General features: G+C 60.7%; 6 protein-coding genes, 2 tRNA genes and 2 rRNA genes (1 of these 10 cut by a window edge). 7 read left to right on the plus strand and 3 right to left on the minus strand.

Going from position 1 to position 13,496, the window contains the following annotated elements; genetic code table 11:
- Nucleotides 1-196: 196 nt before the first annotated feature.
- From Q362_RS21035 to Q362_RS0115190, 3 genes are all read left to right on the plus strand, one after another.
- A complete protein-coding gene (locus Q362_RS21035) occupies nt 197-1,507 on the plus strand; it encodes a 3-deoxy-D-manno-octulosonic acid transferase (protein ID WP_051554377.1) in 1,311 nt (436 codons plus the stop codon).
- On the plus strand, nt 1,504-4,047 hold the full coding sequence (locus tag Q362_RS0115185; RefSeq protein WP_028319373.1) for a DNA internalization-related competence protein ComEC/Rec2: 2,544 nt from the start codon (nt 1,504-1,506) through the stop codon (nt 4,045-4,047). Before Q362_RS21035 ends, Q362_RS0115185 begins: the two co-directional genes overlap by 4 nt.
- Nucleotides 4,048-4,124: 77 nt before the next feature.
- Complete coding sequence (locus Q362_RS0115190; protein ID WP_028319374.1) at nt 4,125-4,667, plus strand: PilZ domain-containing protein; 543 nt, start codon at nt 4,125-4,127, stop codon at nt 4,665-4,667.
- Here Q362_RS0115190 and Q362_RS0115195 read toward each other — a convergent pair.
- The 3 genes from Q362_RS0115195 to selA all read right to left on the minus strand — a co-directional run bounded on the left by Q362_RS0115195 (nt 4,654) and on the right by selA (nt 9,482).
- Nucleotides 4,654-5,736, minus strand: coding sequence for a type IV pilus twitching motility protein PilT (locus Q362_RS0115195; protein WP_028319375.1), 1,083 nt, complete (start codon nt 5,734-5,736; stop codon nt 4,654-4,656). The two genes, Q362_RS0115190 and Q362_RS0115195, sit on opposite strands and share 14 nt — an antisense overlap.
- Nucleotides 5,737-5,889: 153 nt before the next feature.
- Complete coding sequence (locus Q362_RS0115200) at nt 5,890-7,998, minus strand: tetratricopeptide repeat-containing diguanylate cyclase (protein WP_028319376.1); 2,109 nt, start codon at nt 7,996-7,998, stop codon at nt 5,890-5,892.
- A 44-nt stretch (nt 7,999-8,042) separates the two neighbouring features.
- Entirely contained in the window at nt 8,043-9,482 is a 1,440-nt protein-coding gene (gene selA / locus Q362_RS0115205) for an L-seryl-tRNA(Sec) selenium transferase (protein ID WP_028319377.1), read from the minus strand.
- A 462-nt stretch (nt 9,483-9,944) separates the two neighbouring features.
- Here selA and Q362_RS0115210 point away from each other — a divergent pair.
- The 4 genes from Q362_RS0115210 to Q362_RS0115225 all read left to right on the plus strand — a co-directional run.
- A 16S ribosomal RNA gene (locus tag Q362_RS0115210) occupies nt 9,945-11,502 on the plus strand.
- A gap of 78 nt (nt 11,503-11,580) precedes the next feature.
- A tRNA-Ile gene (locus tag Q362_RS0115215) sits at nt 11,581-11,658 on the plus strand.
- 23 nt (nt 11,659-11,681) lie between these two features.
- Nucleotides 11,682-11,757 (plus strand) — tRNA-Ala (locus Q362_RS0115220).
- 208 nt (nt 11,758-11,965) lie between these two features.
- Nucleotides 11,966-13,496, plus strand: a 23S ribosomal RNA gene (locus Q362_RS0115225); it runs 1,407 nt beyond the window's last position.
- Together the 16S and 23S rRNA genes with 2 tRNA genes alongside form the textbook arrangement of a ribosomal RNA operon.

Genomic DNA, 13,496 nt, shown 5'->3' on the forward strand with positions numbered 1-13,496 from the left:
ACAAGCAAAACATTTTTCCACGAGAAAGCCACTGGCAGCGGCATTGTTCTCATACAATGCCGAATCGACGAACGGCCGGGAACGAGCCGGCGGAGAAAACCGGGCGGTCGCGCTTCTCCTTGGACAGTAAGGCGGAATGCTGGTATCACAACAGGGAAACAATATTGTCCATAGTCGTCCGAGGACTCGACCATCCATGCTGCTGCTCTATCCCCTGTTCACCACCGCCCTGGCGCTCGCCCTGCTGCCGGTTCTCGCGCTCCTTGCCTGCCGGAAAAAATACCGTGGCCGGATCGGCAAACGGCTGGGGTGGGGCCTGGCCGCGCAGGTGGCACAACTGCCTCCATCCAGCGGCCCGACCATCTGGCTGCATGCCCTCTCGGTGGGCGAGGTCACCTCGGCCGTGCCCCTGGCGCGCGGCCTGCGGCAGGCTTATCCCCAGGCACGGCTCCTCTTTTCCGTCACCACCGGGGCCGGGGACCAGGTGGCCCGCAAACTGGTGGCGCCGTATGTCGATCTCGTCATCGCCGCGCCGGTGGACCTGGGCTGGGTGGTGCCGTATTTCCTCCGTGTGCTCAAGCCCGATCTCTTTCTTCTGGTGGAAACCGATTTCTGGTGGCATTGGCTGCGCCGCCTCCGCCACGAACGGATTCCCGCCGTCCTGGTCAATGGCCGGATCTCGGCCGCCTCCCTGGCCCGCTACCGGCGGCTTGCCCGTTTCTTCCTGCCGATGTTCCGATCTTTCTCCCTGCTTTCCATGCAGACCGCCGCCGATGCCGCCCACATGGTCGCCCTGGGCGTGAAGCCGGACAAGGTGGTCACCCTGGGCAACCTCAAGTTCGACACCAGCCTGTTGAGCGGCGAGGCGACCAACCAGGAAGCGCTCGCCATTCAAAAGGAACGGTACGGCTTTGCCGTGGCCCCGCCGCTGTGGGTCTGCGGGTCGACCCATCGCGGCGAGGAGACCATCGTCTTCGAGGCGTACCGGCGACTGCGCGCGGAGATCGCCGATCTCCAGCTCGTGCTGGCCCCGCGCAACATCGAACGGGCCGGAGAGATCATCGAACTGGCCGAGCAGCACGGCCTGTCCTGCCGCCGCCGGAGCACCGACCGCCAGGACACCGGGCCCCTGCTCATCCTCGATACCATCGGCGAGCTGGCCGGCTGCTACGCCATGGCCGACCTGGCCTTTGTCGGCGGCAGCCTGGTGGCCGCCGGCGGTCACAATCCCATCGAGCCGGCCGCCGTCGCCGTTCCCGTTCTTTTCGGTCCGCACATGGAGGATTTCGCCGAGATTGCCGCGGAACTGATTCGCTACGGCGGCGCCAGCCAGGTCGACTCGGGCGAGGAGTTGCAAGCCGTGCTCCGGGACCTCCTCACCGACAGAAACCGGCGACGCTCGATGGCCGAGGCGGCGCGGGCCTGTGTTCTGGCCAACCGGGGCGTGGTCCGCCGACACCTGGAGGCCATCACCGCCCTGCTGCCGGGGGTACCTTCGCCCCCATGACTTCCGTGGACGGGCTGGTCCGCCGCTGCACCGACAACCTGCTGGTCAGTGTCACCGTCTGTTTCCTTGCCGGTGCCAGCACCGCGGCGTGCCTGCCCCCATGGCCAGCCGATCTGGAACCGCCCCCTGTCCTGGCGGCTGCCCTGTTCGTGCTACCCCTCCTTGCCTTCGTCCTCATCCGCCGGCTGCGGCCACTTGCCGCCCTGCCCCTCTTCTTCCTGACCGGCCTGCTCCATACCCATGGAGCATTGCAGCCCGTTGCCGACCCGCATCATGTCGCCACCCTCATCACCGCACCGACCAAGGTCACCCTGATCGGCCGGATGCTGACCATGGCCGAAGACAACGGCGAACGGACCCGGTGGGACCTGGACAGCGAAGCCCTGCTGCGGCACGATTCCGCCGGACCCGGCGAGTTCCGCCCGGTCCGGGGCAAGGTGCGGCTTTCCGTTCCCGGCGCCATCGACCCGCACTTCGTTCCGGGCACAAAAATCATGGTCATGGCCACCCTGGACCGCATCCGCAATTATCAGACGCCCGGTGCCTTCGATTATCGGTTGCAGATGGCCGCACAACACATTTTCTGCTCGGGCTGGGTTCATTCACCCCGCGAGATCCTGCCGGTGGCGGAACCGCTGCGGTCCGGCTGGCGCGATCTGCTGTTTGTGCCCGAACAGATCCGGCAAAAGGCCGCCGGGTTTCTCGCCGCCCGCTTCGACCGCGACGTCGCCGGGCTTTTTCAGGCCCTGCTCGTCGGTTCCACGGTCAATGTCGCGCCGCACCTGGTCGAGGCCTTCAAGGACAACGGCACCTTTCATGTGCTCTCGATCTCCGGACTCCACCTCAGCCTGCTCGGGGTCTTCTGCGTGGCAATGTTCACCTGGCTGCTCAAGCGGAGCACCTGGCTGCTGCTCCACATCCACGTGCCCACCCTGGCGCTGGTGCTGACCGCGCCGGTGCTGCTCTTCTACACCTTCATCGCCGGGTTCAACGTCCCGGCCGTCCGCTCGCTGGCCACGGCGCTTTTGGTGCTGTTCGCCGTGGTGGTCCGGCGGCAGCGGACCCTGATCCACCTGATCGCCGCCGCGGCCCTCATCGTGCTCGCCCTCACGCCACTGGCCCTCTTCACTCCGTCCTTCCAGCTCTCCTTTGCCGCAGTCCTGGCCATCAACCTGATCTATCCCCGCCTGCCCCTGTTCCTGCCGCCGGAGGCAACGCCGTCGAGGTTTCCCCCATGGCTCATGCGGGCGTTTCGCGTCCTCCAGTCGATGCTTTACGTGTCGCTGGCCGCCACCGCCGGCACCCTGCCGATCCTGCTCTACCACTTCAACCGCTTTTCCCTGATCGGCCCGGTCATGAACCTGCTGATCGAGCCGCTGCTCTGCCTGTGGGCCCTGCCCTGCGGCCTCCTGGCCCTGCCCATGATCCCGCTCTTTCCGGACCTGGCACAGCTGTTGTTCCAGATCGGCCGAGCCGGCATCGAACTGACGATCTGGCTGGCCGAGGCCGTTGCCGGCTTTCCCTACGCCTCGCTCTGGACCATCACCCCCACCCCGACGGAAATCGCCCTCTATTTTCTCGTGCTCTTTCTGCTGCTCCATCCCCGGAGGACAGGCCCACGGCTTGCCCTGGCCCTGGGCCTGGCGCTCCTGCTGACCGGTTCGTTCACCCGTTCCCTGTGGCTGCGCGAAAACAAACCCGAGGTGACGGTCAGCTTTCTCGATGTCGGCCAGGGCAGCTCCGCTCTGGTGCGTCTGCCCGACGGCACCACCATGCTGATCGACGGCGGCGGCACTCAAAGCACGCGGTTCGATCCCGGTCAAAGCCTGATCGGTCCCTTTCTCTGGCGGCAGCGGATCTGGCGGCTCGACGACCTGGTCATTTCTCATCCCCATCAGGACCACTACAACGGCCTGCCCTTTGTCGCCGCCCGGTTCCGGCCGCAACGGGTATTCGTCAACGGTGATGGGGGAGAGGAACCGTCCTACGAACAACTGCTCCGGACGGTCCGTTCGCAGGGCGGTGTCGTGCGGGTTGCCAGGGCGGGTGAGGTGCTCCGGCAGGAGCGGGACCTGAAGGTCGTCTGTCTCGGCATGAACGATCTGCTGGACCGGACGAGTTCCTGGTCGACCAATGACCGCAGCCTGGTGGTGCGGCTTCAGTACGGGGCGCGCAGCTTCCTTTTTCCGGGCGACATCGGCAGCGCCAGCGAAAACAGGCTGATCTGGGCAGCGGCATCTGTCCAGTCCGACGTGCTGCTGGCCCCGCACCACGGCAGCCGCACCTCGTCCGGCGAGCCCTTCCTGGAGGCGGTCGCTCCGGCGGTGATCGTCGTTTCCGCCGGCCAGCGGCGGCAGAACGTCCTACCCGCGCCGGAACACCTCGCAACGTGGCGGCAGAAAAAAATCCCGGTCCTGATCACCGGGCAGACGGGCACCATAACCGCCCGCACCGACGGGCAGGACATGCAGATCAGCACCTATGCGGGAGAAAGCCTTCGGTTTGACGGGGAGAACGGGACGGTTGCGTTCGGCAGGTGAGGCTTGAAGGGACGGAACCGATGGGGTATGGTGCCGGATTGCAGCAAAAATGACGGCAATCCGGAGGAAGAACGACGATGATGGTGTTCGGTAAAAAATGTCCGGCCTGCGGTGGCGGCAACCTGATCGCGCGTCCGCCGAACTCCCGGCTCGCCGCCCTGCCCACAGCCCGGTCGTACGCCTGCGCCGATTGCCATCAGCAGATCGTCCTGCTCTTTCCCTGCGCCATCGGCGTGGAGCAACGACATTTTCCCCGCCGGCGGCTGCCGTCGTTTTTTCTGATCCGCATCCCGGCCACGAACCAGTACGCCCGTATCAGGAACATCAGCGAGGGCGGCCTCTGTTTCGACCTGCACCGCCAGGCCCCACCCCTCCCCCGCCGCTTTTTCCGGCTAGACCTCTACAACTGCAACGACGGTTCCTCCCTGGAACTGCTCCCGGCCGAAATCGTCGCCACCGCCGAGCAGTCCCTGGAGACCAACGGCTTCACCACCACCATCCGCAACAACTGCGCTCGCTTCATCAACCTCAGTCAGGCGCAACGCAAGGTCCTGGCTGGCTGCCTGGGCCGGTACGGCAGCGAGCCGGCCCGATCGGCTGCTGCGGTCAGATCTCGGTGAAATCCGACGGTTGATGGCGCAGGAATTTCAGGAACCGCGCCTTTTCGTAGCTGTTGCTGTAGGCGTCCTCCGGGCTGATCTTCTTCTTTTCCAAAAGTTCGAAGATCGCGTCGTCCAGGGTCTGCATGCCGAATTTCTTGCCGGTCTGCATGATCGAGGGAATCTGGTAGGTCTTGCCCTCGCGGATCAGGTTGCGGACCGCCGCCGTGCAGATGAGAATCTCCAAGGCCGCCACCCGTCCCTTGACATCGATCCGCTTGAACAGCGTTTGCGCGACCACGGCGCGCAGGGCGTCGGCCAGCGTGGACCGGACCTGCCCCTGCTGGTTGGCGGGAAAAATTTCCACCACGCGGTCCACCGTTTTCATGGCGTTGATGGTGTGGAGGGTACCGAACACGAGGTGACCGGTCATGGCCGCCTCCATGGCCAGGGCAATGGTCTCCAGGTCGCGCATTTCGCCGACCAGAATGATGTCTGGGTCCTCGCGGAGGGCGCCGCGCAGGGCGGCGGCGAAACTGCGGGTGTGCGTGCCCACCTCCCGGTGGTTGACGACGCAGTTCTGGCTTTTATGGACGAACTCGATGGGGTCCTCGACGGTGAGGATGTGATCCTTCCTGGTCCGGTTGCACTCGTCGAGGATCGCGGCAAGGGTGGTCGATTTACCCGAACCGGTCGGACCGGTGACCAGCACCAGCCCCTTGGGCAGGGAGGCCAGCCGCGACACCACCTTGGGCAGGCCGAGCTGTTCGCAGGTCATGATTTCGCTGGGAATCTCGCGGAAGACCGCGCCGATTCCGTATTTCTGCTGAAAGAAATTGCAGCGGTAGCGGGCCAGTCCCGGAATCTCGTAGCCGAAATCGAGATCCCCGCTCTCCTCGAAAATCTTGATCTTGTCTTCCGGACAGATCTCGTAGAGCATGCTCTTCAGGGCCTCGTTGTCGAGGACCTTGAATTTCACCCGCTCCATGTCGCCACGGATGCGCAGAACCGGCTGCTGTCCGGCCATCAAATGGAGATCGGACGCGCCTTCGTCATTCATCAGCTTGAAAAAAGCGTCTATCTGGGCCATGTGTGCTGCTCCTCATGCAATGGTTGCTGAACCGGCAAAATCGTTCTGTGTGCAGGGTAGCAGAAAGGTCCGGCAATGTTGAAGCAATTCATGCGCCTTGTGCAACTTTTCTTTCGGGGAGATGCGAATGGGGCCGGAACCCGCTGACCGATTTCAGCAAGCCGCCAGTTCGGCGAGCGCGGCCCGGGCGCGTTGTGCCTGGGACGGGGTACAGGCCTTTGCGGCCATGGCCTGGTTGAAACACCGGGCCGCCCGCCTCGGTTTCCTGCTCAGCAGATGGAGACGACCAGCGAGCAGCAAGCCCTCGACATGGCTGCGCTGCAATTGCAGGCATTGCCTGACCGCGGCTGCCGCACCGGCCTGATCGTCCGCATGCAGCAGGGCGCGGCCCAGCCGGTACCAGTGATCCGGATTGAAATTGTCCAGGGCCAAGGCTTTGCGACAGAGTGTCAGGCCGACATCGTTCCCCTCGCCCTGCTCCACGTACAGCAATCCCAGAGTGCTGAGCGATACGCTGTCCTGGGGAAAAAGCTGCAAAGCCCGCTGGCAGGCCCTGACCGCTTCCTCGCCCCGCCCGTTTTCCAGGTATGCCTGGCCCTGCAAGCGAAATAAAAGAAACTCGCCGTCGCTGTCGGGCCACTCTCGCCACCGCTCGAATACCGCCAGGGCCTTCGCATGGTCGCCCAACTCGGCATAGAGCTTGCCCAACGGCAGAAGCAACTCCTGCGGCGCGGTGGCTGTCCGGTCCAGAACCCGATACGCCCGCTCGAAGCATTCCAGCGCCTTTTCCCGCCGCCCCAGGGTCTGCTGCACATGGCCGAGATTGACCAGGGCCATGTAGTTGGCCGGCTCCTTGGCCAACACCTCCTGGAAGCAGGCCGCGGCCTGCCGTTCCTGGCCGCATTCCACCAGCGCCACTCCCAGACTGTTGATCAGGTTCGTGTCGCCGGGCTGCAACCGGAGCCCCCGGCGGTATTCGCGGATGGCGGCCCGATAGTCGCCTTCCTCGAAGAAGAAGTCGCCGCTGACATTCAAGCTGACATGGTCGAAAACCGTCGTGGTTCCCGACCCGAGGAAGGATCCGTGCATGAGGGCCTTGAGGCAGTTGCCCGGTATGTCGCTTTTGGTGAAATCCAGACAGGGCCAGGACGCGATGCCGATGGCCACGGCCTGCTCATCGCCGCAACATTCGCGGACCTGCGCCCGAATGGCGGCAACCGCTCGCTCGATGCCTGCCGCATCGGCGTCCGGCAGGATGCACAAGGAATGATGTTCCTCCTCGCCGAGAAAATGACCACCCACGGAAGAAAGCACCGTCGGCCACTCAAGGGACACGTCTGCCGGTCCTGTTGCCGGCTGCCGGGCAATCATCACGTGGGTGAACCGGGACAGGCCCCGCCAGTGCCGCTGCATCCGGGCCAGCAGCTCGGCCTGTTTGAGCTGGAAGGGATGGGGGAACCGTTCGTCGATGGCATCGATATCGCACAATCCGAAAGGACCGCGCCTTTCGGCCAGGCTCAGGGCGCGCCAGAGCCGGTCCAGCATGCTGGCGGCCGGCTGGCAGCCGTCGCCGTCCACCTGGGCAAAGCCGATCTGCACCCGGCTCAGCCCTTCCCGCTTCAGCTGATGCTGGAGATAGTGGGTGGTTTTCATGGCCTGCTCCCGGCTTTCCGCCGGCATCAACACCCCGAACACGCCGTAGCCGAACGAAAAACAGGGTGTTCGGGTCAGGGCCTGCAACAGGTCGGCGATCTCCCGCAACTTCTGGATGTTGCCTGCCGCTGTCCGCCGGTAGAAAGCCGTGTTCAGGAGAAGGAAAAAGACCGGTCCGTCACCAGCGGTTTCTTCCAGAAACGCCATGGCCGCGCGCCGGTTGTACAGATCGGCCTCCGGATCGATGTAGCCCCACCGCACCAGCTCAAGCTCCGGCAGCAGAGTGGCGCGCAGCTCCCGCAGCCACCGGGCCGACATCTTGCGCAGCAGCGCGGGATCAACGTCGCCGATCACCACGGCCGCGCGCTCGCCGGAGGGCAGTTCCAGCGGCAGGACCAATTGATCGCCCAGCATGCCGGGGTCGCGGAGCGCGGTCGTTTCCGGCAGGGGAGCGGAAGCCGGTCTGATTGCCGCGGCTCCATCCAGGGGATGCAGCGAACCATCGGCGGCAAAAACGGCAAACGTGACGGTGGCGGGCACGGGCAAAAGCCGTTGCGCTTCTTCGGCCATGGGCCGGTGCAGGAGAGACAGATCACCCAGAGAGAGCATGCTGGTTCTTATTGGCAGAGAAATATGATGAAAAATTGGAGGAATCAGCCCCGGTCTTCGGATGCGCTTTCTTTGTCGATGACCAGGGTGGTTTGCAGGCTGGCGAGCAAGGCCTCGATCTCGTCGGCGGCGATGGTCCGCAGGTCGAACAACAGCCGGTCCGATTCCACCCGGCCGATCACCGGAATGGCAGCCTGACGCAGCCGGTTCTCCAGCAGACTGATCTTCATGGCCACAGGTGCCACGGCGACGGCCCAACTGGCCAGATTCTGCTCCGGCATGGCACCACCGCCGACCTGGGACCAGGTTGGCTGAACGGTAAAGACGGCATGGTCCACCAGCAGGGCGCGGCATCGCTCGCACAGATCCCGCGCCCGTTCCGCCAGCACCTCCGCCGGCAGGGCGATCAGGGCCAAGGTGGGAATCTGCCGCAGCGCCTGCGATTCGTCAAGGTACAGCCTGAGCACCGATTCCAGCGCAGCCAGGGTCAGCTTGTCGATACGTAGGGCCCTGTTCAGCGGGTTGCTTTTTATCCGATCGATATAGTGTTTCCTGCCGACCAGGATGCCCGCCTGCGGGCCGCCCAGCAGCTTGTCGCCGCTGAAGGTCACCACATCCATGCCGCTGGCCACCGCGTCCTGGACCGTTGGTTCCTTGGTCAGCCCGAATCGGCTCAGATCGATCAGGCATCCCGAGCCGAGGTCTTCCATGACCGGGATTCCGTGGTCTTTTCCAAGCCGAACCAGGGCGGCATTGCTCACCTCGCTGGTGAACCCGATGATCCGGTAATTGCTGCAATGCACCCGGAGCAGCAGCCCCGTATCGCCGGTCAGCGCCTGCTGATAGTCGCGCAGGTGGGTGCGGTTGGTGGTGCCGACCTCGACCAGGCGGGCGCCGCTGCGGCGCATGATATCGGGGATGCGGAAAGAGCCGCCGATTTCCACCAACTGGCCGCGGGAAACGATCACTTCCCTAGCGCTGGCCAGGGTTTCCAGAGCAAGCAGGACTGCAGCCGCGTTATTGTTGACCACGAGTGCCGCTTCAGCACCGGTCAGCTCGCACAGCAGCCCCTCGACATGGTGATAGCGGGAGCCGCGCTTGCCCGTCTCCAGATCCAGTTCGAGGTTGGCATAGCTTCTGCCGACGGACTCGAGCATATCCATGGCCGCGGCAGGCAGGAGCGAGCGGCCCAGATTGGTATGGACAATCACCCCGGTGCCGTTGATGACGCGGCGCATGCGGGGACGGTGATACTGCCGCACAAAGTCCGTCATCTCGCCAAGCAACCGCTGCCGGTCGGCCAGAAGTGTCCCGGCCTCGCCATCGGCCAGGATCGATTCCCGCAGGGTTGCCAGATAGCGCCGGACACAGAATTTGAGACGCTGCAAGGGGATATCGTCCAGGGAACCTGCCGCAACGAGCCAATCGATGCAGTCGTTCACGCTGGGTATCTCTCTGAGGATGGAATGATGTTGTCGATCCATGCAAATATCGGCTGTGCCCCTCGCACAATGAGACTGAGACGCATCCACCCGCATCGGCCTGCGGTGTGCAGGCATCCTACGACAAAGCCCCGCCAGAAAGCAAACAAAAAAAGAAATGAATTCGAACCGTTGAAAACGGCACTGTTGCAAAGACGACAAAATCGAAAAAAGGCGTTGACATTCACCAGGGGTTCCTGTATTTTCGCCCACCGTTGCCTCAAGGGATGCAAGGCGCAGCACGGGCGGATCGGAAGAAACGCCAGAAAGTTGTTGACCATCATTCTTCAAGGTGTTAAGATGAGTGTCTCGCCGCTGGAGCGAGAAATGCTTGGCAAAAGTTAGGTTTACGCCTGATGGGCCAGGGTGTTTGATCTTTGAAAACTGAACAGTAAACGAGCGGGCCAAGATTTATTTGGTTTTGAATTGGAACAAGTCCAATCGATTGTGATTGGTCAGGATATTGAACTGGAGAGTTTGATCCTGGCTCAGAACGAACGCTGGCGGCGTGCTTAACACATGCAAGTCGAACGCGAACGGGACTTCGGTCCCAAGTAGAGTGGCGCACGGGTGAGTAACGCGTAGATAACCTGTCTTCATGTCTGGAATAATACGCCGAAAGGGGTACTAATACCGGATATTCTTGTTTTTCATAAGGTTGACAAGAAAAGGTGGCCTCTGCATATGCTACTGCATGAAGAGGGGTCTGCGTACCATTAGCTAGTAGGTGGGGTAAGGGCCTACCTAGGCAACGATGGTTAGCGGGTCTGAGAGGATGATCCGCCACACTGGCACTGGAACACGGGCCAGACTCCTACGGGAGGCAGCAGTGAGGAATATTGCGCAATGGGGGCAACCCTGACGCAGCGACGCCGCGTGAGTGAGGAAGGCCTTCGGGTCGTAAAGCTCTGTCAAGAGGAAAGAAGTGCATAGCGGTTAATACCCGTTGTGTTTGACGGTACCTCTAAAGGAAGCACCGGCTAACTCCGTGCCAGCAGCCGCGGTAATACGGAGGGTGCAAGCGTTGTTCGGAATCACTGGGCGTAAAGGGCGCGTAGGCGGTTTGATAAGTCAGATGTGAAAGCCCATGGCTTAACTGTGGAAGTGCATTTGAAACTGTCAGACTTGAGTACCAGAGGGGAAAGTGGAATTCCCGGTGTAGAGGTGAAATTCGTAGATATCGGGAGGAATACCGGTGGCGAAGGCGACTTTCTGGCTGGATACTGACGCTGAGGCGCGAAAGCGTGGGGAGCAAACAGGATTAGATACCCTGGTAGTCCACGCCGTAAACGATGTCAACTAGATGTAGGGGGTGTTGATCCCCTCTGTGTCGCAGCTAACGCATTAAGTTGACCGCCTGGGGAGTACGGTCGCAAGATTAAAACTCAAAGGAATTGACGGGGGCCCGCACAAGCGGTGGAGTATGTGGTTTAATTCGATGCAACGCGAAGAACCTTACCTGGTCTTGACATCCCGGGAATCCTTAGGAAACTAGGGAGTGCCTTCATTCGAAGGAGCCTGGAGACAGGTGCTGCATGGCTGTCGTCAGCTCGTGTCGTGAGATGTTGGGTTAAGTCCCGCAACGAGCGCAACCCTTGCCTTTAGTTGCCATCAGTTCGGCTGGGCACTCTAAAGGGACTGCCGGTGTCAAACCGGAGGAAGGTGGGGATGACGTCAAGTCCTCATGGCCTTTATGACCAGGGCTACACACGTACTACAATGGCCGATACAAAGGGCAGCGACACTGCGAAGTGGAGCCAATCCCATAAATTCGGTCTCAGTCCGGATTGGAGTCTGCAACTCGACTCCATGAAGTTGGAATCGCTAGTAATCGCGGATCAGCATGCCGCGGTGAATACGTTCCCGGGCCTTGTACACACCGCCCGTCACACCACGGGAGTCGGTTGTACCAGAAGCAGTTGAGCTAACCGCAAGGGGGCAGGCTGCCAAGGTATGGCTGGTAACTGGGGTGAAGTCGTAACAAGGTAGCCCTAGGGGAACCTGGGGCTGGATCACCTCCTTTATAAGGAAAGATACAGGGGTTTTCCTGTATGGGATCAACCCCGCTCGTTACTGTTTGGTTTTGAGAGATCAAGGGCATGGGCCTATAGCTCAGCTTGGTTAGAGCGCACGCCTGATAAGCGTGAGGTCGGTGGTTCAAGTCCACCTAGGCCCACCAGGCATGCCGGCCAAGTGGAGACTGGGGGTGTAGCTCAGCTGGGAGAGCGCCTGCCTTGCACGCAGGAGGTCATCGGTTCGATCCCGTTCACCTCCACCAGAATTTGAAGGAGTAAGGTTGGATGTCGAGCGTTGCTGGACATCTGACTTTAAACTTTCAGAGTTTTTTGATCTTTGACAATTGAATAGCAGGGTATCTAAATCGTAGAACCGATGCTGGTGCAAGTGGGCCGTCAGGTCTCCGCACGGAAGGCGTCGGTGTACTACAAACAAGCGTTTAGAGCTAACTTTGTTTAAAAAAGACTTATGGTTAAGCTACTAAGGGCTGACGGCGGATGCCTTGGCACTAGGAGGCGATGAAGGACGTGGCAAGCTGCGATAAGCTTCGGTGAGCTGCTAACAGGCTTTGACCCGGAGATTTCCGAATGGGGCAACCCGGCAGAATTCAAACTCTGTCATTCGTTACTGAATACATAGGTGACGAAAGCGAACGAGGGGAAGTGAAACATCTCAGTACCCTCAGGAGAAGAAATCAATTGAGATTCCGCAAGTAGTGGCGAGCGAACGCGGAGGAGCCCAAACCCATAGGCTTGCTTATGGGGGTTGTGGGGCCCCGACATGGGATTGAGGAGAGATAGTCAAACGGTATGGAAAGGCCGGCCAGAGACGGTGATAGCCCGGTAGGCGAAATCTCGAATCACCCTAGGGTGTCCCCGAGTACCACGAGACACGTGAAACCTTGTGGGAATCCGGGAGGACCATCTTCCAAGGCTAAATACTCCCTAGTGACCGATAGTGAACCAGTACCGTGAGGGAAAGGTGAAAAGAACCCCGGGAGGGGAGTGAAATAGAAACTGAAACCGTCAGCTTACAAGCAGTTGGAGCATCCATGTGATGTGACAGCGTGCCTTTTGCATAATGAGTCAACGACTTACCCTACGCAGCAAGGTTAAGCCGATAGGTGGAGCCGTAGCGAAAGCGAGTCTTAACAGGGCGTCAAGTTGCGTGGGGTAGACCCGAAGCCGGGTGATCTATCCATGTCCAGGGTGAAGTCTCGGTAACACGAGATGGAGGCCCGAACCATTGTAGGTTGAAAACTGCTTGGATGAGGTGTGGATAGGAGTGAAAGGCTAATCAAACTCGGTGATAGCTGGTTTTCTCCGAAATATATTTAGGTATAGCCTCGCATGGTGACTGACGGAGGTAAAGCACTGTTTGGGCTAGGGGTCCCACCGGATTACCAAACCCATACAAACTCTGAATGCCGTCAAGTTCAAATGCGGGAGTCAGACTGTGGGAGATAAGTTCCATGGTCGAGAGGGTAAGAGCCCAGACCGTCAGCTAAGGTCCCTAAACTGCACTAAGTGGAAAAGGAGGTGAAATTGCTGAGACAACCAGGAGGTTGGCTTAGAAGCAGCAATCCTTTAAAGATAGCGTAATAGCTCACTGGTCTAGTGAATTTGCGCCGAAAATGTAACGGGGCTGAAGTGCAGTACCGAAGCTACGGATCGAGCAATCGATGGTAGGAGAACATTGTGTAGGCCTGAGAAGGTGCATCGTGAGGTGTGCTGGAGGTATCACAAGAGCTTATGTTGACACGAGTAGCGAAAATGAAGGTGAAAAACCTTCACGCCGAAAGTCTAAGGTTTCCTGAAGTCAAGTTAATCTGCTCAGGGTTAGTCGGCCCCTAAGGCGAGGCTGAAAAGCGTAGTCGATGGGAAACGGGTTAATATTCCCGTACCGCTGGTGTGGGCATTGGATAAGGGGGGACGGAGAAGGATAGGCCATCCGGGTATTGGTTGTCCCGGTTTAAGCGTGTAGGCGGAGGACTTAGGCAAA

Origin of the sequence: Desulfobulbus elongatus DSM 2908 (assembly GCF_000621145.1) — a bacterium.
GTDB lineage: Bacteria > Desulfobacterota > Desulfobulbia > Desulfobulbales > Desulfobulbaceae > Desulfobulbus > Desulfobulbus elongatus.

Coding starts and splice junctions, on each gene's coding strand:
- selA (WP_028319377.1), bottom strand. CDS start 9,482: ATGGATCGACAACATCATTCCATCCTCAGAGAGATACCCAGCGTGAAC.
- Q362_RS0115190 (WP_028319374.1), top strand. CDS start 4,125: ATGATGGTGTTCGGTAAAAAATGTCCGGCCTGCGGTGGCGGCAACCTG.
- Q362_RS21035 (WP_051554377.1), top strand. CDS start 197: ATGCTGCTGCTCTATCCCCTGTTCACCACCGCCCTGGCGCTCGCCCTG.
- Q362_RS0115185 (WP_028319373.1), top strand. CDS start 1,504: ATGACTTCCGTGGACGGGCTGGTCCGCCGCTGCACCGACAACCTGCTG.
- Q362_RS0115195 (WP_028319375.1), bottom strand. CDS start 5,736: ATGGCCCAGATAGACGCTTTTTTCAAGCTGATGAATGACGAAGGCGCG.
- Q362_RS0115200 (WP_028319376.1), bottom strand. CDS start 7,998: ATGCTCTCTCTGGGTGATCTGTCTCTCCTGCACCGGCCCATGGCCGAA.